The sequence below is a fragment of the Sporosarcina highlanderae genome, from assembly GCF_030433715.1.
In the GTDB taxonomy this organism is placed as follows: Bacteria; Bacillota; Bacilli; order Bacillales_A; family Planococcaceae; genus Sporosarcina; species Sporosarcina highlanderae.
Genome location: NZ_JAROCC010000004.1, coordinates 61033 through 83450, shown reverse-complemented (window position 1 = coordinate 83450; position 22418 = coordinate 61033). Strand labels below are relative to the sequence as shown.

At 42.5% G+C, this 22418-nt stretch carries 16 protein-coding genes, 1 other RNA gene and 1 other annotated feature; of the genes, 15 read left to right on the top strand and 2 right to left on the bottom strand.

Annotated features, from left to right (window positions below):
* The first annotated feature begins 58 nt into the window (after nt 1-58).
* The 6 genes from secDF (at nt 59) to dtd (ending at nt 8525) form a co-directional block, all read left to right on the top strand.
* Complete coding sequence (secDF, locus tag P5G49_RS06410; protein WP_301242664.1) at nt 59-2335, top strand: protein translocase subunit SecDF; 2277 nt, start codon at nt 59-61, stop codon at nt 2333-2335.
* Nucleotides 2336-2414: 79 nt separating this feature from the next.
* Nucleotides 2415-2753 (top strand): LapA family protein, encoded by a 339-nt coding sequence (locus P5G49_RS06405; protein WP_301242663.1) that lies wholly within the window; start codon nt 2415-2417, stop codon nt 2751-2753.
* Nucleotides 2754-2882: 129 nt separating this feature from the next.
* Nucleotides 2883-5231: a single-stranded-DNA-specific exonuclease RecJ gene (gene recJ / locus P5G49_RS06400; protein WP_301242662.1), complete on the top strand. Its 2349-nt coding sequence runs from the start codon at nt 2883-2885 to the stop codon at nt 5229-5231.
* Nucleotides 5222-5734, top strand: coding sequence for an adenine phosphoribosyltransferase (locus P5G49_RS06395; protein WP_301242661.1), 513 nt, complete (start codon nt 5222-5224; stop codon nt 5732-5734). The genes recJ and P5G49_RS06395 overlap by 10 nt, the downstream gene beginning before the upstream one ends.
* 137 nt (nt 5735-5871) lie before the next feature.
* A complete protein-coding gene (locus tag P5G49_RS06390) occupies nt 5872-8067 on the top strand; it encodes a RelA/SpoT family protein (protein ID WP_301242660.1) in 2196 nt (731 codons plus the stop codon).
* A gap of 17 nt (nt 8068-8084) precedes the next feature.
* The gene (gene dtd / locus P5G49_RS06385) at nt 8085-8525 is read left to right on the top strand and encodes a D-aminoacyl-tRNA deacylase (RefSeq protein ID WP_301242659.1); all 441 of its coding nucleotides are present in this window, start codon (nt 8085-8087) and stop codon (nt 8523-8525) included.
* Between the two features lie 42 nt (nt 8526-8567).
* Here the strand turns inward: dtd and P5G49_RS06380 are convergent, their stop codons facing one another.
* A complete protein-coding gene (locus P5G49_RS06380) occupies nt 8568-10103 on the bottom strand; it encodes an N-acetylmuramoyl-L-alanine amidase family protein (protein WP_301242658.1) in 1536 nt (511 codons plus the stop codon).
* A 131-nt stretch (nt 10104-10234) separates the two neighbouring features.
* Nucleotides 10235-10467 (top strand) — a binding site (T-box leader).
* Nucleotides 10468-10532: 65 nt separating this feature from the next.
* On the opposite strand from P5G49_RS06380, the gene hisS reads away from it, so the two are divergent.
* From hisS to P5G49_RS06360, 4 genes are all read left to right on the top strand, one after another.
* Entirely contained in the window at nt 10533-11804 is a 1272-nt protein-coding gene (gene hisS / locus P5G49_RS06375; RefSeq protein WP_301242657.1) for a histidine--tRNA ligase, read from the top strand.
* Nucleotides 11805-11821: 17 nt separating this feature from the next.
* On the top strand, nt 11822-13579 hold the full coding sequence (aspS, locus tag P5G49_RS06370) for an aspartate--tRNA ligase (protein WP_301242656.1): 1758 nt from the start codon (nt 11822-11824) through the stop codon (nt 13577-13579).
* Nucleotides 13580-13670: 91 nt separating this feature from the next.
* Nucleotides 13671-13856: non-coding RNA, 6S RNA (gene ssrS, locus P5G49_RS06365), on the top strand.
* A gap of 92 nt (nt 13857-13948) precedes the next feature.
* Nucleotides 13949-14716: a tRNA threonylcarbamoyladenosine dehydratase gene (locus tag P5G49_RS06360; protein ID WP_301242655.1), complete on the top strand. Its 768-nt coding sequence runs from the start codon at nt 13949-13951 to the stop codon at nt 14714-14716.
* 220 nt (nt 14717-14936) lie between these two features.
* Here the strand turns inward: P5G49_RS06360 and P5G49_RS06355 are convergent, their stop codons facing one another.
* Complete coding sequence (locus P5G49_RS06355; protein ID WP_301242654.1) at nt 14937-16220, bottom strand: replication-associated recombination protein A; 1284 nt, start codon at nt 16218-16220, stop codon at nt 14937-14939.
* Nucleotides 16221-16351: 131 nt separating this feature from the next.
* On the opposite strand from P5G49_RS06355, the gene cymR reads away from it, so the two are divergent.
* The 5 genes from cymR to recD2 are packed head-to-tail and all read left to right on the top strand — an operon-like array spanning nt 16352 to nt 22225.
* Complete coding sequence (gene cymR / locus P5G49_RS06350; protein ID WP_301242653.1) at nt 16352-16774, top strand: cysteine metabolism transcriptional regulator CymR; 423 nt, start codon at nt 16352-16354, stop codon at nt 16772-16774.
* A 26-nt stretch (nt 16775-16800) separates the two neighbouring features.
* The gene (locus P5G49_RS06345; protein WP_301242652.1) at nt 16801-17937 is read left to right on the top strand and encodes a cysteine desulfurase family protein; all 1137 of its coding nucleotides are present in this window, start codon (nt 16801-16803) and stop codon (nt 17935-17937) included.
* A gap of 21 nt (nt 17938-17958) precedes the next feature.
* The gene (mnmA, locus tag P5G49_RS06340; protein ID WP_301242651.1) at nt 17959-19083 is read left to right on the top strand and encodes a tRNA 2-thiouridine(34) synthase MnmA; all 1125 of its coding nucleotides are present in this window, start codon (nt 17959-17961) and stop codon (nt 19081-19083) included.
* A gap of 11 nt (nt 19084-19094) precedes the next feature.
* A complete protein-coding gene (locus P5G49_RS06335; protein WP_301242650.1) occupies nt 19095-19757 on the top strand; it encodes a tetratricopeptide repeat protein in 663 nt (220 codons plus the stop codon).
* A gap of 29 nt (nt 19758-19786) precedes the next feature.
* Nucleotides 19787-22225 (top strand): SF1B family DNA helicase RecD2, encoded by a 2439-nt coding sequence (gene recD2 / locus P5G49_RS06330; RefSeq protein WP_301242649.1) that lies wholly within the window; start codon nt 19787-19789, stop codon nt 22223-22225.
* The last annotated feature ends 193 nt before the right edge of the window (nt 22226-22418 follow it).

The window sequence follows — 22418 nt, the reverse complement described above, 5'->3', positions numbered from 1 at the left end:
TTTAAAAAACTGTACATAGCAATCAATACACCGCTCTGTACAGAGGGGGAACTATTTTATGAAAAAAAGAAGTAGGATAGTGGCGTTTTTACTCGTACTTGTATTGTTCGGGTCGCTCGTGGGCGCTACTGTCAAACCAATTATAGAAGATGTACGACTTGGCCTCGATTTACAAGGAGGATTCGAAGTCCTCTATGAAGTTCAGCCGCTTAAGGAAGGGCAGCAGATTACTGAATCTGTCGTCGTGGATACTGCGGGCGCTTTACGAAATAGGGTAGACGTCCTTGGTGTAAGCGAACCGGTCATCACAGTTGAATCGAATAACCGGATCCGTGTTCAATTGGCAGGTGTCGAGGATCAGGAAGAAGCTCGTGAGCTTCTATCGACTCAAGCGAATTTAACATTCCGCGATGTTGATGATAATCTTCTTTTGGATGGAACTGACTTGAAAGAAGGTAAAGCAAAGGCTAACTTCGGGGAACATGGAAATCCGGTTGTTACGCTTGAAATGAAAGATCCAGACAAGTTCGGAAAAGTTACGTCGGAAATTGCCAAAATACCGGAACCTGGAAATGTTATGGTTATCTGGATGGACTTTGTTGAAGGTGTAGATTCCTTCAAGGAAGAAGTTAAAAAAGAACCTGGAAAGCAGAAGTTCATTTCGGCACCATCCGTTAGACAAACAATCAATTCATCAAACGTTGAAATTTCAGGAAGCTTCACTGTTGAAGAAACAAAGAAATTGGCTGGCATCTTGAATGCCGGTGCCCTTCCAGTCCATCTTGAAGAAATCTACTCCACTTCTGTCGGTGCTCAATTCGGTGCACAGGCGTTGGATAAAACGATTTTGGCAGGAATTATCGGTATTTCTTTGATTTTCATCTTCATGCTGATCTATTACCGTATTCCTGGCTTTGTTGCAGTTGTTACATTATCGATCTATATCTTCCTGATCCTTGTTGTCTTCACAGGCATTAATGGTGTTCTGACACTCCCGGGTATTGCAGCCCTGATGTTAGGGGTCGGTATGGCGGTCGATGCCAACATCCTTACATACGAAAGGATTAGAGAAGAACTTCGGGTAGGAAAGTCAGTGAAATCTGCCTTTACTACAGGGGCGAAATCTGCATTTACCGCTATCTTGGATGCTAATATTACAACCTTGCTTGCAGCCGTTGTTTTATTCATTTTCGGGACAAGCTCAGTTAAAGGTTTTGCTACAATGCTCATTATCAGTATCCTTGTCAGCTTCTTGACAGCTGTTTGGGGATCACGGTTATTGTTAGGGTTTCTTGTTAATAGCGGCCTTCTTGACGGGAAAACAGGACTTTTCGGTATTCCGAAAAAACGAGTCCATGCAATTGAAGAAGGTATGGACACGCTTGATCTAACAACGAAATTCGATCGATTCGATTTTGTTCATTCACGTAAGAAATTTTATGCCATTTCAATTGCACTGATTGTTACAGGCATAATTGTGTTAGGAATCTTCAAGTTGAATCTTGGAATCGACTTTGCGGGTGGTACACGTGTCGAAATCCTATCGGATAAAACGTTAACGACCGAGGAAATCTCAAAGTCGCTTGAAGAATTAGGCCACCCTGCGACGGATATTGTTATTTCCGGAGATACGGACAATATTGGTGTTGTACGTTATAAGGAAGATTTCAAACAAGAAACCGTCAATAAATTCAAAAGGGATCTTGCAGCTCAATATGGCGCAGATCCTAACATTTCAACAGTTTCCGATACGGTAGGTAAGGAATTAGTGAAAAATGCGTTTTATGCATTGCTTTATGCTGCACTTGGTATCGTCGTCTATGTTGCATTCCGATTTGAATGGCGGATGGGTGTTTCATCCATTATCGGTCTGATCCATGATGCATTCTTCATGGTTGCCGTCTTCAGTATTACAAGGCTTGAAGTGGATATCACATTCATAGCCGCAGTACTGACGATTATCGGTTATTCCATCAATGATACCATCGTCACTTTCGACCGGATCCGGGAGAACATGCATAAGGTCGGCAAAATCAAAGATGCAAATGAGTTGGCTGAAATTGTCAATAAATCATTGCGTCAAACATTGGGTCGTTCGGTGAATACTGTCTTGACCGTCATCTTTGTTGTAGTAGCATTGATTGCACTTGGTGCGGAAGCAATCCGCCCATTCTCAATCGCATTGTTGATTGGTCTACTTGCAGGAACCTATTCATCCATTTTCATCTCGGCACAAATCTGGTATGACTTGAAGAAAAAGGAACTGCAAAAATTGGGATCTATAAAAGTTGATAAAGAGAAAAAGCAATGGGGTTCTGACGAGCCTGTTGTTTGATGTTTATAACTTCAATGGAACAGGGTATACATACTTGTATATCCTGTTTTTTATTTTGCGTGAAGGTGAGTGGTGAGATATGAAGATGCAGTGGTCATTAATAGTAAGTCTTCTTTTTGCAATTATCATTGCTTTATTTGCTATACTCAACGTAGAATCGGTACGAGTGAATTATCTATTTGGAGAAGCAAATCTGCCACTCATTCTTGTCATTTTATTCACTGCGCTTCTTGGTGCAGCCATAAGTGGATTCATTGCGATGTTCAGGTCGATTACAGCAAATCGTCAAATCAATGAGTTGAAAAAGGAAATGACAGCGAAGGAGATTTTGATTGCTACACAACAAAATGAAATAGCTGCTTTGCAACAACTTGTTGGTCACGAAGTTGAAAATGGTGAGCTTGACGAAAAGCAGTAATCTTGCATCCATCTGTTAAGTGGGTGCTTTTTTAATTTGGAAAAGAATTAGCGAATTATTAATTCGGGATAATTCCTTTATATGGCCTCTTATATCCTTTATAATGAACAGTAAAGGAAGTGAGGAGCTTTGATTGAATCGATGAAAACCTGGACAGTTAATCGTCCAGATGAACATATTGTAAATTTATTCATGAACGAGTTAAACATTCCGTCAATCCATGCAAAGATTCTTGTGTCGAGGGGGATTACGGATGTCGAACAGGCTCAGTCATTTTTACATATGAACACAAGTTGCCTGCATGATCCTTTTCTGCTTTTTGATATGGAAAAAGCGGTTACGCGAATCATGCAGGCTATTGGTTCGAATGAAAAAATAACTGTCTACGGCGATTATGATGCCGATGGAATTACAAGTGTTACTGTATTGACGACCGCTCTTGAGCAAATAGGGGCAAATGTCGACTTTAGAATACCTAATCGTTTCGAACATGGTTATGGTCCAAATATCGAATTGTTTAATGAGATTCATAATGCGGGTACTTCTCTTATCATCACTGTAGATAATGGTATCTCGGGACATGAGGCAATAGCGTACGCGAAATCCGTAGGAATGGATATCATCGTTACGGATCACCACGAAATCGGTGAGGAACTGCCGATTGCAGATGCGATTATCCACCCGCGGCATCCTAAAGGGAATTATCCTTTCGGAGAGTTGGCTGGCGTCGGTGTTGCGTTTAAGTTAGCATGTGCATTGTTAGAGGACGTACCTGAAGAGTTGTATGAGATAGCTGCAATCGGCACCGTTGCCGATTTAGTTCCGTTGAAAGATGAAAACAGGTTCATCGTCAAGGAAGGGATAAGGCGGATGCGTATGTCAAAAAGACCTGCCATCCAGGCGCTTGCGAAAATCAGCGCTACTGAGCAATCTACCTTAAATGAGGAATCATTGGGCTTTATGATCGGCCCCAGATTAAATGCTCCAGGACGTTTAGGCAGTGCCGATTCGGCGGTACATCTACTAAAGACAACTGATCAAATGGAAGCGATGTCCATTGCGGAGCAATTAGATGCATTGAATAAAGAAAGGCAAGCGCTTGTCACTGAAATTGCAGATGAGGCAGATCGGGCGCTTGTTGAAATGTACGGGGATATGCTGCCGTATGTTATCGTCATTGCGGGGGAAGGATGGAACCAAGGGGTAGTCGGTATCGTTGCGTCTCGATTGACTGAAAAGTATTATCGACCTTCAATTGTGCTATCTATCGACAAAGAATCAGGAATTGCAAAAGGATCTGGACGTAGTATCCAAGGCTTTGATTTGTTCAAGGAACTGTCGAAAAACGCTGATTTACTGCCGCATTTTGGAGGCCATGAAATGGCAGCCGGAATGTCACTATCAATTGAAGATATTAATTCATTAAGAGATCGTTTGAATGAACAAGGGAAATTGGGTATGACGGATGATTTACTAACACCTCGATTGAAGGTCGATGTACCACTCGAAATAGGTGAAATTGAGGTTGATGTGTTAGAGAAATTGGAACTGCTCCGACCTTTTGGAGTGTCCTTTGAAAAGCCCGTTTTCCTTATCGAGAATCTTTCTGCACTGAACATCCGAAAGATTGGTTCTGCTAAAAATCATTTAAAACTTGAACTGTCAGATGGGACTAACAGTATAGATATAATCGGTTTCGGGAATGGATCCATTGCAGATGAAATGAGTCCGGGAGTCAAATTATCCGTTACAGGTGACTTGCAAGTGAACGAGTGGAATGGACGAAAAAAACCACAACTGTTATTATCGGATTTACAGTCCGATGAACGGCAATTATTTGATTTGCGTGGGATTAGAGAACCGAATAGGTGGATTTCAATCATCCCTCAAAAAAATAATCTCTTCATTGCTTTTCAGGAATCTTCAGTTGATCATTTTCAATCTTTGCTGAACAATGTCCAGATTCATCAATTTGGACAAGTCGAATTGATGGAAACGGACCATGTGATTCTTTTGGACATACCTGAAACTCCTGATCAGTTAAAAGAGTTAATCGTCAATACGAATCCTAAACGGATATATGCCCATTTTCATGTGAGTGAATCGGTCTACTTTGAAGGGATTCCAACTCGAGAACAGTTTGGTTGGTATTATAGTTTTCTTAAAAAACGAGGTTCCTTTGATCTGCGAAAGCAGGTCCAAGAATTATCTAAACATAAAGGGTGGAAGGTTGACACAATTTATTTTATGACAATGGTGTTTTCGGAGCTTGGATTTGTTAAGATAGAGAATGGACTTGCTACCGTTAGGGAGGATGCTGTAAAGAAGAATCTTTCTGAAGCTCCTACCTATCAAAAGAGGGAAAGACAAATTGAACTCGAAAATAAGCTTGTTTATGCACCATATATGGAATTGAAAAGTTGGTTTGATGAGATTTGTAAAGAAACAGTCGACAAGGAGGAACAATTATGGATTTAAAGAGTTTTGTAACAATCGTGCCAGATTATCCTAAAGAGGGTATTAGTTTTAAGGATATAACAACAATTATGGATAATGGCGAAGCTTATAAATATGCTACCGACAAAATTGTTGAATTTGCAAAAGAAGTCGGCACAGATATTATCGTAGGACCGGAAGCAAGGGGGTTCATCATTGGATGTCCTGTTGCCTATGCGCTTGAAGTAGGATTTGCTCCAGTCCGTAAACCGGGGAAGTTGCCTCGTGAAACGATTGCTGTGGAATATGATCTTGAGTATGGGAAAGATAAGTTGACAATTCATTCAGATGCCATTAAACCTGGACAACGGGTTTTAATAGTAGATGATCTCCTTGCGACTGGTGGAACGGTTGGTGCGACAGTTGAACTTGTTGAAAAGTTAGGCGGAGTTGTTGCTGGTTGTGCGTTTTTGATAGAACTTTCCTATTTGAACGGTCGAGAAAAGTTAAAAGGTTATGAAGTACGAGCGTTAATGTCGTACTAATAATTAGGTAATTGGGTCTTTCGTATAATTGCGGAGGATCTTTTTTTGTTCTCGGGGCTTTACATTATGAGCCATTTATACATACAATAGAAATATGTTTAATTTTTTTTGCGGAAATGGTCGAAAGGAGTAGTAAAATGGCGAAAAACCGTGACATGACGACAGATGAAATTTTTGAACTGATTGCTTCCTATATGAATGAGCAGCATGTCGCGTTCGTCAAAAGGGCGTATGAGGGGGCGAAGGCTGCTCACGAGGGGCAGTTTCGGAGTTCTGGAGAGCCATATATTCTGCATCCCATCCAAGTGGCTGGCATTTTAGCAGAATTACAGATGGACCCATCCACTGTTGCCGCGGGCTTCCTTCATGATGTCGTAGAAGATACAGACGTCAGCAGGGAAGATATAATACGCGACTATGGAGAAGAAGTTGCAATGTTAGTTGATGGTGTTACAAAATTAGAAAGACTGAAATTCAAGTCGAATGAGGAGAAACAGGCAGAGAACCACCGTAAAATGTTCGTTGCAATGGCGAGGGACATCAGAGTCATTCTCATAAAGCTTGCGGATCGTCTTCATAATATGCGCACACTAAAGCATGTGCCGGAAGAAAAGCAACGCAGGGTAGCGGCAGAGACATTGGATATTTTTGCCCCACTTGCGCATCGTCTTGGAATCTCGACGATAAAGTGGGAGTTGGAAGACACTGCACTCCGTTATTTAAATCCTCAGCAGTATTATCGGATTGTTAACATGATGAAGAAAAAGCGCGATGAACGTGAAAATTATTTATTGAACGTAATGGATTTAATTCGCGATGAAATAAGTGATATGGATATTGAAGCCGAAATAAGTGGAAGACCAAAACATTTGTATTCCATCTACAGGAAAATGGTGCTTCAGCAAAAGGAGTTCAATGAAATATATGACCTTCTTGCAGTCCGAATTATTGTCAATAGCATAAAAGATTGTTATGCAGTCCTCGGTATCATCCATACTTTATGGAAGCCTATGCCAGGAAGGTTTAAGGATTATATAGCAATGCCGAAGCAAAATCTTTATCAATCCATCCACACAACTGTTGTGGGTCCTGCGGGCGATCCACTTGAAGTGCAAATTCGTACCGCGGAAATGCATAGGATTGCAGAATACGGGGTTGCTGCACACTGGGCATATAAAGAAGGAAAATCAGTTTCTGAAAAGCCGGGAAATATTGATTCGAAGTTAAAATGGTTCAGGGAAATTCTTGAATTTCAAAACGAATCCTCCAATGCAGAGGAGTTCATGGAATCATTGAAGTTCGATCTTTTTTCGGACATGGTGTACGTATTTACACCGAATGGGGATGTAATAGAAATACCGCAAGGCTCCGTACCAATCGACTTTGCATATCGGGTCCATTCCGAGGTTGGAAATAGAACCATAGGTGCAAAAGTGAATGGGAAAATGGTTCCGTTGGATACCGAATTATTCACAGGAGATATTGTCGAAATTCTTACATCTAAGCAATCATTCGGGCCAAGTCGTGACTGGTTGAAAATCGCGAATACTTCCCAAGCAAGAAATAAAATCCGCCAATATTTCAAAAAGCAATTAAGAGAAGAGAATATTATAAGAGGCACGGAAATGGTCGAAAAAGAAGTGAAGCTACAGGAATTTGACCCGAAAGCAGTGCTGACGCCTGAAAATATTCAGCGCACTATCGACAAATTCAGCTTCACTTCTGAAGAGGACATGTATGCCGCAATTGGATCAAATGGAATCACAGCACAACAGGTTGTCAATAGGCTTGCTGAAAAGATTCGTAGGGAACGTGATCAACAAGACGCGATTGACAAAATCGTTTCAGATATGAAGGCCCCTCAACAAGTCCGGACAACTGAGTCGGGCGTTATCGTTAGAGGGCTTGAGAATCTGCTAATCCGCCTTTCAAGATGTTGCAACCCAATCCCTGGTGACGATATTGTTGGCTTTATCACAAAAGGTCGCGGAGTATCCGTTCATAGATCCGATTGTCCGAACATCTTTACTGAAGAGGAATCTGACAGGCTAATTGATGTCGAATGGGCGGTTGACTCCAATGCACAAAGGAAAGATTTCCAAGTGGATATTGAGATTTCTGCATTCGATCGACAAGGGCTTCTCAATGAAGTGATGATGGTCGTAGCCGAGACGAAAACACCTATGGTCGCAGTCAGCGGGAAAGCAGATAAGGAAAAAATCGCGAAAATCAATATGACGATAAAAATAACGGATGTATCTCATCTACACCGTATTGTAGATCGTATTAAACAAATACGTGATATCTATTCGGTACAACGTGTAATTCATTAAATAGGTAGGTGTTTTTCATGAGGGTCATCTTACAAAGATCTGGTAAGGCATCCGTAACAGTTGCCGGCGAAGTGACAGGTGCGATTGATAAGGGGTATGTCCTTCTTGTGGGCATCGCACATGAAGATACCAAACAAGACGCTGAGTATGTAGCTAAGAAAATTGCAGGCCTTCGATTATGGGAAGATGATGATGGAAAGATGAATCGGGCCATCGATGACGTGGAAGGGGCTATCCTTTCAGTATCCCAATTTACATTGTATGGAGATGTAAGAAAAGGCCGGCGACCGAGTTTCATCGAGGCTGCCAGACCCGAACATGCGGAGCCGTTATGGAACTATTTTAACGCTTGTTTGCGTGAGCAGGGATTGATCGTCGAGACTGGTATTTTCGGTGCCATGATGGACGTAGAATTAGTCAATGATGGGCCTGTTACAATTATTGTTGAATCCAAATGAAAAACCGCAACTCCTTTCGTGGGGTTGCGGTTTTATTTTTCATTAGTTTTTATCGAAATATTTAATTAGCCCTTGATAAATACCGTGTGTTGCTTGCTCGCGGAATTTCTCCGTAGTAAGAATCCGTTCTTCCGAAGGATTGGATAGGAAACCTAATTCTACAAGAATTGAATTCTTCTTATTCTCACGTAAGACCAAATAATTGGCAGATTGCACTCCGCGATTTCGTAGATTGATGGATGATTCCAATCCACTGTTTACGGCTGCCGCAAGAGCTTTTTGGTTGCTGTTCGTGTAATAGGTCGTGAATCCTGTAATCGATGTGTCAGGATTTGCATCATAATGGATGCTTATAAACGCATCCGCACTTGCCTGCATATTGATGGAAACACGTTTACGCAATGAAATGTACGTATCGGAATCACGTGTAAGTATGACATTGGCACCGGCGGCTTTTAACTTTGCAGCTAAAGACTGGGCGGTCAGTAATGTTAGAAGTTTCTCGTCAGTACCATGCAATCCTGTTGTTCCATGGTCATTGCCCCCATGACCAGCATCTACTACAATTGTTAAACCTTTTAATGTGCCTGCTGTACGGTTGGATTTGCCACCATTACTCTGTAAATCCGCTTTAGTGACTTCACCGGAAGAGACGACCCATTTAGCGATAAATGCTGTTTCTCCTGAATTTAACGCCACCTTATACCAGTCGTTAGCTTCCTCAACTACAGTTAAGACTTCTCCAGCATTCGCTCTTTTGACAATGTTGGATGAGGTGGTAGCTGATTGTCTGATATTCGTACCGTTTGTTAGAACAGTTACATTTTTTCCCTTTGAGGTAGTGGATTCAATAGTATTTTTCGGACCAATTACACCGTGGAAGGAATAGGCCCATGCTTCAGTTTTATTGTCTAATTTAATCTTGACCCAATTTCCGTCAACTTGAACGACGGGAAAAGTCTCGCCGTTTCTGATTAGTCCGATTTTCTTAGAAGATAGGTTAGGTTCTATCCTGACATTCAATGCATCGACAGACACGGTGAATTGTTCGGTCTTTGTTGGTTGTTGTTTTGAGATTGTTGCTGCTTGTCCACTTTCACTATGTGAAATTTCAGTAATGTAATCCGTATGTACCCAACCATTATTTCCGTTTTTTGAGATGGAGGCCCACTCACCTTTGAGTCCAGTCACTTCAACTGCATCCCCAGCCATCAATTGGCCAATTACAGCAGCGCTGGTTGAAGGTTCAAGCCGGATATTTAAAGCATTCACTTTTGAAACAGCAGTTCTTTTTGCACTCCCGACAGCCCGCTGGTCTACTACAAGCCAGGATGCAATCCATCCAGTTCTTGATCCGACTTTAATTTCATGCCAATCTCCTGAAGATGACACAATTTCTACTTTGTCGCCCATTTTCAAGGAAGCGGTAACTGGGTAAGTCAGACCTGGTCCGGTACGGACATTTAGTGATTTCGTATTAATGATGACTGTTTCGCCTTTTGCAGAAATTGTAGGAAAATCGTAGGTGATGGCGATAATTAGGATGAAAGCAAGAATCCCTTTGCATAATTTTGACAAACTATCACTCTCCCTTTCTATCTATTGTAGAAGTTTCTTAGGCGAAATGCTATACAGAAATTAAAAAGGTTGACACTTCGTTCATGAATGATTAAGATAAGATTTAATTCAAACATAGGTTAAATAAACAAATTTCGCTTTTGACATGGAAAGTAACTATATTGCGGACTGACAAGAGAGGGGCGGACGTGGCTGAAATCTTCCCTACAGACGGATAAAGTGAACAACACCATCGAGGCTCCGTGCTGAACGATCCATTTCAGTAGGTGCGGACGGAACCGGCCGTTATCCGGATACGAGTGGGCATTTTTAAATGCCAATTTGGGTGGAACCGCGGAAGCTGATAGTAGCTCTCGTCCCTTGTGTTAACAAGGGATGGGGGCTTTTTTATGTTTTCGGAACAATAATTATCATGGGAGGGGTAGTCAAATGAATTTTAAAGTGCCAAGAGGGACGCAAGACATTCTGCCATCCGAATCGTGGAAATGGCAACAAGTCGAATCGATTATCCGTGAAGTATGCGACATGTATCGCTACAAGGAGATCCGCACACCGATTTTTGAACAAACCGAAGTGTTTCTACGTACAGTTGGGGATACTACCGATATTGTAACGAAAGAAATGTATACATTTACCGATCGTGGAAATCGTTCCATGACGCTAAGGCCCGAAGGAACGGCTCCGGTCGTTCGTTCATTTGTCGAGAATAAAATGTTCGGCTATCCAGATCAACCCGTCAAGCTATACTATCAAGGCCCAATGTTCCGATACGAACGCCAACAGGCTGGACGTTACCGTCAATTTGTCCAGTTTGGAGTTGAAGCAATCGGAAGTGCGGATCCTGCTATTGACGTAGAGGTTATCTCGCTTGCAATGGAAGTGTATAAGCGTGCCGGTTTGAAGGATATTAAGTTAGTCCTCAATTCATTGGGAGATATTGAATCGAGAAATGCACACAAAAATGCGCTCGTTGCACATTTCACTCCAAGCATCGGAGAGTTCTGTAAGGATTGCCAGTCCCGTTTAGAGAAAAATCCGCTTCGCATCCTTGATTGTAAGGTCGACCACAAGAATCCTTTAATGGCGACTGCCCCATCATTGACGGATTATTTGAATGAGGAGTCTAAAACGTATTTCGACCAAGTAAAGAGTTATTTGGATGATGTCGGAATTGGATACGAACTCGATCCGAATTTAGTGCGCGGACTCGATTATTATAATCACACTGCTTTTGAGATCATGAGTACTTCAGATGGTTTCGGTGCCATTACAACACTTTGCGGTGGGGGCAGATACAATGGGTTGGCGGAAGAGCTTGGTGGTCCGGCAGCTCCTGGGATAGGCTTTGGCATGAGCATAGAGCGTCTTTTATTAGCAATGGATGCGGAAGGAAAGTCATTTAAGCAAGAATCGGAGCTTGATGTTTATATCGTAACCTTAGATACTCCCGCCCACCGAAAAGGATTTAAATTATTGAATGAATTTAGAAGCGCAGGCATCCGTGCGGATATGGATTATATGGACCGCAAAATGAAGGCGCAGATGAAATCGGCCGACCGCTTCAATGCGAAATTGGTAATTGTAATTGGTGAAGATGAAGTGAATGGAAATGTTGTCCAACTTAAAAATATGGGCGATGGTTCACAGGAACAAGTATCCGATGAAAATATTATTGAAACAATAAAAGAACAGTTGAAATAAGGAAGGTTGATGATTTTATGCAACGGACACATTATTGCGGAGAATTGACAGAGAAGGTAATCGGGCAAACTGTTACATTGCAAGGTTGGGTACAAAAAAGAAGGGATCTTGGCGGCCTCATTTTTATCGATCTAAGAGACCGTTCGGGGATTGTTCAAACTGTATTCAACCCGGATTTCTCTAGTGCTGCCCTTGAAATCGCCGAGTCTATTCGAAGTGAATTTGTAATAGAAGTATATGGCAAGGTTGTCGAACGGGAAGAGAAACAAAAAAACGACAAAATCCAAACAGGCTCCATTGAAGTGCATGTGGAAAAAATCCAAATCATCAATGAAGCTAAAACTCCGCCCTTCATTATTGAAGACGAGACAGATGTCAATGAAGAAATCCGGTTGAAATACCGTTACTTAGATTTACGTAGACCACAACTTGCAAAAGTGTTCAAAATGAGGTCTGATATTACAAAAACAGTACGTAATTTCCTTGACGGGGAAGGGTTCCTTGAAGTGGAAACTCCTATATTGACAAAGTCTACGCCAGAAGGGGCAAGGGATTATCTTGTGCCAAGTCGTGTGCATGATGGCCACTTCTATGCATTGCCCCAATCACCTCAGCTGTTCAAACAGATGTTGATGGTATCTGGGTTCGATAGGTATTATCAAATTGCACGATGCTTCCGGGATGAGGATCTGCGTGCCGACCGTCAACCTGAATTTACGCAAATTGATATGGAAATGAGTTTCATGACGATTGAGGATATCATTGAATTGAATGAAAGACTTATGAAACAAGTCATGAAGGATGTAAAAGGGATCGATATTGAAACTCCTTTCAAGCGCTTGCCTTACGATGATGCAATGAATAGATTCGGATCGGATAAACCGGATACACGTTTCGCGATGGAGTTGCAAGATGTATCAGAAGTTGTGAAGGATTCTTCGTTTAAAGTGTTTGCCGGTGCGGTTGAATCTGGTGGGCAAGTGAAAGCCATCAATGTGAAGGGGTCTGCTGATAATTATTCACGTAAAGATATAGATGCACTTGGCGAATTCGCGGCACGTTACGGAGCGAAAGGTCTTGCTTGGTTAAAAGTAGATGCAGAAGGATTAAAAGGTCCGATTGCGAAGTTCTTTGAAGGTGAATCAGCAGAAGCGTTATCGAAGCTGCTTGATGCGCAAGAAGGCGACTTGCTCCTATTTGTAGCAGACAAGAAATCGGTTGTTGCAGATGCACTCGGTGCATTGCGTTTGAAACTTGGAAAGGACTTGAATTTGATAGATGAATCGAAATTCGATTTCCTATGGGTAACGGATTGGCCGTTGTTCGAATATGACGAGGAAGAGGGCCGTTATTACGCAGCTCACCATCCATTCACTATGCCAGCAGATGTGGATGGCCTTGAGTCGGATCCAAGCTCTGTAAAAGCTCAAGCATATGACCTTGTTCTGAACGGATATGAGCTTGGTGGAGGATCATTGCGGATTTACAAGCGTGAAGTACAGGAGAAAATGTTCAAAGCTCTTGGATTCACGGAAGAAGAAGCGCGTGAACAATTCGGTTTCTTGCTTGACGCATTTGATTATGGAACACCTCCACATGGCGGAATCGCTTTCGGCTTAGATCGAATTGTCATGTTATTATCCGGATCGACAAATTTACGGGATACGATCGCATTCCCGAAAACTGCAAGCGCAAGTGACCTGCTCACTGAGGCACCAAGCGAAGTAGATCCATCGCAACTAACAGAATTAGGTATTTCTATCCAGTCCAAATAAGGCGGATGAAAGTAACTATTCGAAATAAACAAAAACTACCGGTGTAAAATCGTTGAATCCAATCCCGGATTGTGATAGGATACTATTAATACGAATCCTGAAGTGTTCGTTTTTTGCTAATCAGTTTTGACCGAACATAATTATCGTAGGGAGCTCGTATTCCGTTTTGGATGAAATGCCCGTTACTTTAAGGGACTTCAGAAATGATGGATATGGCACCCACCTGCAGAGTGCGGGTTCAAAACGATACTTCAAAGACGGCATATTTGGGATTCGTTACTGATTTTTAAAGATTACTCTTAACTCACTATACCCCTCTTGCGGACATGCGGAGGGGTTTTTGATTGATATAAGAAGGGCGGAATTTTAGTGTTACATCAATTTTCCCGTAATGAATTGGCAATTGGAAAAGAAGGCGTTGAACGGATGCGCAACACTACAGTAGCTATACTTGGAGTGGGCGGAGTCGGTTCGTTTGCTGCCGAGGCGTGTGCACGGAGCGGTGTTGGAAGAATAATACTAATTGATAAAGATACAGTTGATATTACAAATGTTAATCGTCAGCTTGTAGCAACCCTTTCAACAATCGGTCGTTCAAAGGTTGAAGTGATGCAAGAGCGGATTGCCGATGTCAATAAAGATTGCGAAGTGATCGGTCTTCATATGTTCTATACGGAAGAGACATATGAAGAGTTTTTCAGTTACAACCCTGATTATGTTATCGATGCATCAGATACGATTAGTTATAAGATTCATCTTATTAAGGAATGTGTTTCCCGGGGAATTAAAATCATTTCAAGTATGGGTGCTGCAAATAAACTGGATCCGACTCGCTTTCGGATAGCGGATATTTCGAAGACGCATACTGATCCGATTGCGAAAGTGATTAGACTTCGATTGAAAAAGGAAGGTATTAAGAAAGGTGTTCCTGTGGTGTTTTCAGATGAGAGTCCGATTGTTATACGCGAAGATATCGTAGAAACAGTCGGGAAGCCGGATGCAAAGATTCGAAAAGCGAAGATGCCGCCTGCTTCAAATTCATATGTTCCTTCAGTGGCAGGGCTTGTGTGTGCAAGTTGGGTATTGAATGACATTGTCAAAGATATACCGATTGAACGAGTGAAGGATAAAAAGTAATGAGAAGAGCTGTCCGGAAGTTAATTCTGGACAGCCTTTTTTTGCATAAACCGTTGCTTTTCGTTCCAGGCGGACGCTTTCCGCGGGCATGGCTTCAGCCTCCTCACTTCGCTTCGCTACGTTGCGGGGTCTTCAGCTCATGCTATTCCCGCTGGAGTCGCCGCCTTCCACTACAAGCAACTGGAGCCACCCATTCACATCATTATCACATATATAATTATTATTTCTTCCTAAATTCTTTTAACCGTTCATAAATGCCGGCTAATTTTCTTTCTTCGCCTGCAATTACCGGAGTGTAAAATTCGGTGTCTTTTAGTTTGTCGGGTAAGTACTGCTGGTCAACCCAGCCACCGAAGGAACCGATTGGGTTATCGTGTGGGTAAAGATAGCCTTCATGGCCTAAGTCGGCTGCACCTGCATAATGCGTATCCCGAAGGTGTAGGGGGATGTCGCCAGTTTTTCCGTCATTTATCGCCCTGACTGCTGCATCGACCGCTTTATAAGCTGAATTTGATTTTGAGGCAAGACACATCTCGATAACTGCGTTCGCCAATGGGATACGTGCTTCAGGCATCCCTAACCGTACAGCAGCCTCCGTTGCAGCAAGAACATGCGGTCCTACTTCAGGGGCGGCTAAACCGATATCTTCATACGCCATTACAAGTAACCGCCTTGACACGGCGATCAAATCCCCGGTTTCCAGTAAGTTTGCCAGATAGAAGATTGCGGCATTTACATCACTTCCACGGACCGATTTTTGTAAAGCGGATAAAAGATTATAATGATGAGATCCTTTTTTATCACCGACGAGTCCGATACGGCCAATCAAATTATCGATCAACCAATCCTCAATTATTATTTTTCCGTCTTCTTCGTCACTTGCCGAAACGATCGACTCTAACAAAGTGAGTGCTTTTCGGGCATCTCCGTTCACGCTTTCAGAAATTTTCTGGATTTGCTCGGCGGTTATTTCAATAGGTGTCTTCCCGAGTCCACGGTCATTATCGTTCAGTGCGCGTTCTATAAGGCTTACAATATCTTCTGACTCCAGCCGTTTTAACTGCAGGATTTCCCCGCAACGTGATCGAATAGCGGGATTTACGCTATGGAAGGGGTTTTCAGTTGTTGCCCCGATAAGCACAATTGAGCCTTTTTCAACATGAGGAAGCAATGTATCCTGTTGCAGTTTATTGAACCGATGGATTTCATCAAGAAAAAGAATGACTTTTCCTGTGATCCGGGCTTCAGCAACTACATCCTCGACCTCTTTTTTTCCTGAAACGGTGGCATTCAAGGAGATGAATGGCAACTGGGTCGTTCCTGCAATGGCAAATGCCAATGATGTTTTCCCGATTCCTGGTTCGCCGTATAGCAGCATGGAAGGGACATGGCCTTTTGTTATCATTCGGTAAAGTGCTGTATCTTTTCCGATTGTTTCCTGCTGTCCGGCAATCTCATCAATAGTTTTAGGCCGCATTCGGAATGCCAATGGTTCATTGTGCAAAATAATCCCTCCCCGTACATCTGTTCCTCCATTATACACAATGAAAGTGGATAAGTCATTTGGAGGAAGCGAAAGGGACAGTTATGCTATAATATTTTGAAGTGTAGTTAAAGAAAAGGACGTTGGTTACTATGAGAATCTCAACGAAAGGTCGCTATGGCCTAACGGTTGTTGTAGAGCTTGGAAAAAAGTATGGGGAAGGTCCGTTGCCATTACGGAAAATAGCTGAGGAGCAAAACCTATCTGAAGCATATTTAGAGCAACTCATACCTACTTTGCGAAATAGTGGAATTGTCAATAGTGTCCGTGGAGCATACGGAGGGTATAAGCTTTCAAAGCCGCCAAGTGAAATTACCGCTGGTGATGTAATTAGATTGCTTGAAGGGCCAATTCAGGTCGTTGAAGGAATTGAAGAAGAAAATGTACCGCAGCGAGCACTTTGGAATCGAATCGGCGATGCGATAAGGGATGTCCTTGACAAGACTACAATAGAGGACCTTGTTGAATCAGAAGACGAATCTTCCAATTTGGATGGATATATGTTTTATATATAAACATGTGAAGGAGCAAAATTCAGATAATGATATATTTAGATCATGCCGCCACAACTCCAATACATCCGGAAGTTAATGCGGCCTATATGCGTGCAATGGATACGGTATTTGGAAATCCATCTAGCATCCATTCATTCGGACGAAACTCACGTAAACTTTTAGATGACTCCAGAAAAGTGATTGCAGAGGCATTGCATGCGGAACCGACTGAAATCATTTTCACTTCAGGAGGTACTGAAGCAGACAACGTCGCCCTATTCGGTACTGCAAATTCATTGATAGAAAAAGGAAACCATATCATTACGACTGCAATTGAACACCACGCAGTTTTAAATTCCTGTAAAGAATTAGAGAAAAACGGATTTCAAGTGACGTATTTACCTGTGGATGAAAACGGTAAAGTACATGTTGCCCAAGTTGCGGATGCATTAACAGAAAAAACAATCCTTGTATCAATCATGTACGGGAATAATGAGATTGGTACGATTCAACCAATCAAGGAAATCGGTGAACTGTTGAAGGGGCATCAGGCCGTTTTTCATACAGACGCTGTACAAGCATTCGGTGTAGTAGAACTGGATGTAAATGAACTAAATGTTGATTTATTGAGCGCTTCTGCCCATAAGCTGAACGGCCCTAAAGGTGTCGGCCTCTTGTACCAACGAAAAGGACTTCAAACGAACCCTCTACTATTCGGCGGTGAACAAGAGAGAAAAAGAAGGGCAGGAACAGAAAATGTGCCAGCAATTGCGGGTTTTGCAGAAGCAGTGAAAATAGCCCAAAAAGAGATGGCCAAAAATCGCATCAAATATGCAAGCTTTGAAAAGATCCTTATGGAAACTTTTGAGCAAAATGAAGTTGCCTTCGAAGTGAATGCGGGGGGAGCGGAAAGACTTCCGCATGTTATAAATATTAGTTTTCCCGGGACGGATATAGAATCCCTACTTGTAAATATGGATATGGCAGGAATTGCGGTTTCGAGCGGATCCGCATGTACAGCGGGATCGCTTGAGCCTTCCCATGTCTTATCTGCCATATGCGGTAGCGAAACTTCGAAATTAAGGAACTCTGTCCGATTCAGCTTCGGACTTGGACTTGATGAAGAAATAATCCGGCAGGCGGCTGAAAAAACTTCGGAAATCGTAAAAAGACTTGTGAAATGAATATAAAAAGGATGAAGTACAATGAGAACTACAACAAAACCGATTTCGGAAACGAGAGTAGTCATAGGGATGTCCGGCGGTGTTGACTCGTCGGTCGCAGCTCTTCTCTTAAAGGAACAAGGCTATGATGTCATCGGCATTTTCATGAAAAACTGGGATGACACTGACGAATTCGGTGTCTGCACAGCAACAGAGGACTATGAGGACGTTATTAGTGTTTGTAATGAAATCGGAATCCCTTATTATGCAGTCAATTTTGAACAACAATATTGGGACAAAGTATTTTCGTATTTCCTTGAGGAATATAAGGCCGGAAGAACACCGAACCCGGATGTAATGTGCAATAAGGAAATAAAATTCAACGCATTCTTAGATCATGCAATCAGTCTTGGCGCTGATTTCTTGGCAACAGGCCACTATGCCCAAGTCGTAGAAACAGAGCAAGGTGTAGCGATGCTGAGAGGGAAAGATGAAAACAAAGACCAGACCTACTTTCTTAATCAACTAACGCAGGAACAATTGCAAAAAGTGATGTTCCCACTTGGGCATCTTGACAAATCAGAGGTTCGCGGAATTGCAGAACGGGCTGGACTTACAACAGCAAAGAAAAAAGATTCTACAGGCATTTGCTTTATTGGCGAACGGAATTTCAAGGAATTCCTTGGCCAATACTTGCCGGCGCAACCGGGAGAAATGAAAACAATGGATGGGAAAACTGTCGGTAGACATGATGGTTTGATGTATTATACTATCGGTCAGCGTCACGGACTTGGTATCGGTGGTGCAGGCGACCCTTGGTTCGTAATTGGGAAAGATTTAAAAGAGAATACATTATTAGTCGGTCAAGGATTCCATCACGATGCACTTTATTCGGATAGCCTGACTGCCATAAATATCAGTTTTGCAACTGCTCGTACGATGCCAAAAACATTTGAATGTACGGCAAAATTCCGATACCGCCAACCGGATACGAAAGTGACGGTTGAACTGTTGGAAAATGGCGAGGCTGTCGTTACATTCGCTGAGCCTGTCAGAGCGATCACTCCGGGTCAGGCGGTAGTGTTTTATGACGGAGAAGAATGTCTTGGTGGCGGAACAATCGATACAGTCATTAAAAACGGTGTCCAATTAGATTACGTAGGATGAGAGGAAATTCAATGGAATACAATGAACTTGGAATAAAAGCCTTACAAGAGGGAGCATATGAAAAGGCAATAGAAGCATTCATGAAGGCAGCTGAAGAAGAACCGGACAACCCCGTAGGATACATTAACATAGCGAATGTATTTGCCTCTCTTGGTGATGTGGAAAGGGCGGAGCGGTTCTTCCAAAAGGCTATCACTTTAGATGAAAATGCCGGATCTGCTTTTTATGGATTAGGCAATCTCTATTTCACAAATGAGCGTTACGAAGAAGCGGCGCGAGTTTATGAAAAAGCAATCCGCACAGGATTAAATGAAGCAGACGCTTTTTTCATGCTTGGAAAAAGCTTAAAGCAATCGGATAATAGTAAGCTTGCATTACCATATTTTCAAAGGGCGGCCGAATTGGCCCCTGATGATCTTGAAATCAGGTTGGCTTATGGAATTCTACTTGCAGAAATGGAACTGTTTGAGGAAGCTGCAAAAGAACTTCACTTCATCCTTGAACAAGACGAGGAAAATGTTGATGCCCATTACAATATCGGAGTGTTATATGCTGTATCGACAAACCAGAAAGAGGATGCCCTTCGTCACCTTGAGAAGGCGTTTACGCTTGAACCTGAACATACTCAAGCACGATATATATATGACATGATCAAAATGGGTGAACAATCATAACAGCTGACGGTTAAGGTGGTGTGGAAGTCATGGGTAAAGAAGAGGCGATGTTCATAGTTGGAAGACCGGTAGTAACAATCTTCCACAACCCTGATAATCTATTTTCAATTGTCAAATTGAAAATTACTAAAACGAATAGCGGCTATGCGGATAGGGAAATCGTCATCAAAGGGAATTTCCCCCCACTTGCGAACGAAGAGGATTATCGATTAACGGGACGACTTGTCAACCATCCGACATATGGACAGCAATTCGACGTCCACACTTTTTCCAAAGAGATGCCTGAAACCGAAACTGGAATTGTCCATTATTTATCGAGTGACTTATTTCCTGGTATAGGTAGAAAAACTGCAGATACGATTGTAAAGACTTTAGGGATGGATGCTATCAAACAAATCCTTGAAAATCCTTCTGTTCTTGATCGGATTCCGAAGCTCTCAGATGATAGGAAAGAAACTTTAAGAACAGTGTTGCAGGAAAACCTTGGGTTGGAGCGATCGATGGTTCAATTGAATGATTGGGGTTTTGGGCCCCAGCTATCCATGCGGATCTATCAAACCTATCGTGAGGAAGCGATAGAATTATTAAGAGAGAACCCTTTTCGGTTGATTGAGGACGTTGAAGGGATCGGTTTTCAACGTGCGGACGAATTGGGAAAACATTTGGGGCTTACGGGTAGCCATCCTTCGCGAGTGAAAGCCGCGATTCTCCACACGATTAACCAAGGAGTCCAGTCAGCTGGCCATGTATTTTTGGAGGCGGAAATGATTTTGCCGGAAGTGAAGCGACTTCTTGAAAGTAGTCAAAGGGAAGAAGTGACGTTCGAGAAAATTTCACAAATGGTCATTGAATTGGTGGAGGAAGGAAAGTTATGCGGTGAAGGTAAAAGACTTTATATTCCCTCGCTCTATTTCTCGGAAATAGGAATAGCATCGAAGTTGGAAAGAATCATGGAAAATGACCATGCCGACAAGTTTCCAGTTTCTGAAATCCGCAAAGCAATTGGTGAAGCCGAAGAACGGTTAGGTGTCAGTTATGCAGAGACGCAAGTTGCAGCTATCCAGGAAGCAATCCATTCGCCTGCAATGATTTTGACTGGAGGTCCGGGTACAGGTAAAACAACTGTAATCCGTGGATTGGTGGAAGTATATGCCGAATTGCATGGGCTTTCATTAGATTCGAAAATCTATGCGCAAAAAGAGGAAAGTTTTCCAATTGTTTTAGCAGCCCCAACTGGCCGTGCAGCTAAAAGGATGTCTGAATCGACGGGTCTTCCTGCAATGACAATCCATAGACTTCTTGGTTTCACTGGACAAGAGAAAGATGATGCGGTCGGTAAAGAAGTGGAAGGGCGACTCATTATTGTCGATGAAATGTCGATGGTTGATACATGGTTGGCTCACCAACTACTAAAGGCATTACAAAGTGATATCCAAATCCTCTTCGTTGGCGATCAGGACCAGCTACCCCCTGTTGGGCCAGGTCAAGTATTAAAGGATATGCTTAATTCCGGAAAGATTCCTGTAGTGGAATTAACTGAAATCTACCGTCAAAGTGCAGGGTCTACAATTATTGAAATGGCTCATATGATAAAAAATGGCGACTGGACAGATGACATCACCCGAAAAACAGGGGATCGTTCATTTATCAAGGCATTTGGGGATCAAATCCTTGAAGTGGTCGAACAGGTTGTCAAAAATGCGGTGTCGAAAGGCCATCATATTAAGAATATCCAAGTTCTTGCGCCAATGTATAAGGGGCCTGCCGGAATAGACGGGTTAAATAAGATGATCCAACAGATGGTCAATCCTCCGGGCCCCGATCGAAAGGAAGTTGTGTTCGGGGAGACTGTTTACCGAATCGGAGACAAAGTGCTCCAGCTTGTCAATCAACCAGAAAGTAACGTATTCAATGGCGATATGGGTGAGGTCATCTCAATCATCAAAGCAAATGAAACCGTGGATAAAAAAGAAATGCTTATCGTTTCTTATGACGGGATCGAAGTCGAGTATGAAAGAAATGATTTAAATCAAATCACTTTAGCCTATTGCTGTTCAATCCATAAATCCCAAGGAAGTGAATTTCCGATTGTCGTCATGCCGATTGTTCGGGGCTATAGGAAAATGCTACGTAAAAACCTTCTTTACACTGGGATTACACGTGCAAAAAACTTCCTGATCTTATGCGGGGAGCCCGAAGAGTTCAAAATCGGAATCAACCGGACAGACGAACTGGAGCGGCAGACGACCTTGAAGGAAAGATTACGAAAAGAATCCATCACCAATGGTGCTGATGTTTCTGATCCAGTGTCAAACACGATACAAGAGGGAAGCAAGGTCAATGATGGTCCTGACAGCAACTTGGAAAAAAAGGAATACAGATTGACGAGGGAAACAATTCTTGGGATTGACCCAATGATCGGGATGAGAGGAGTCACCCCATACGACTTTTCAGAGGCAATGGATTGACACGTTGCACTCTTTTCCCTATAATCCAAAGTATCATAGAAAAACGTTGACGGAGAAAGTACGCCTATCGCCATGTTAAGAAAGGAATCCCCAGGCTGCAAGGATTCCCATGGCCATTTGTCGGAAAGCTACTCCCGAGTGCAACTAATCCTTGCCGTTAGCCCCGTTAAGGCTTCTTGAGATACCGGTGTCA

Coding starts and splice junctions, on each gene's coding strand:
- secDF (WP_301242664.1), top strand. CDS start 59: ATGAAAAAAAGAAGTAGGATAGTGGCGTTTTTACTCGTACTTGTATTG.
- P5G49_RS06405 (WP_301242663.1), top strand. CDS start 2,415: ATGAAGATGCAGTGGTCATTAATAGTAAGTCTTCTTTTTGCAATTATC.
- P5G49_RS06395 (WP_301242661.1), top strand. CDS start 5,222: ATGGATTTAAAGAGTTTTGTAACAATCGTGCCAGATTATCCTAAAGAG.
- P5G49_RS06390 (WP_301242660.1), top strand. CDS start 5,872: ATGGCGAAAAACCGTGACATGACGACAGATGAAATTTTTGAACTGATT.
- dtd (WP_301242659.1), top strand. CDS start 8,085: ATGAGGGTCATCTTACAAAGATCTGGTAAGGCATCCGTAACAGTTGCC.
- hisS (WP_301242657.1), top strand. CDS start 10,533: ATGAATTTTAAAGTGCCAAGAGGGACGCAAGACATTCTGCCATCCGAA.
- aspS (WP_301242656.1), top strand. CDS start 11,822: ATGCAACGGACACATTATTGCGGAGAATTGACAGAGAAGGTAATCGGG.
- cymR (WP_301242653.1), top strand. CDS start 16,352: ATGAGAATCTCAACGAAAGGTCGCTATGGCCTAACGGTTGTTGTAGAG.
- P5G49_RS06345 (WP_301242652.1), top strand. CDS start 16,801: ATGATATATTTAGATCATGCCGCCACAACTCCAATACATCCGGAAGTT.
- mnmA (WP_301242651.1), top strand. CDS start 17,959: ATGAGAACTACAACAAAACCGATTTCGGAAACGAGAGTAGTCATAGGG.
- P5G49_RS06335 (WP_301242650.1), top strand. CDS start 19,095: ATGGAATACAATGAACTTGGAATAAAAGCCTTACAAGAGGGAGCATAT.
- recD2 (WP_301242649.1), top strand. CDS start 19,787: ATGGGTAAAGAAGAGGCGATGTTCATAGTTGGAAGACCGGTAGTAACA.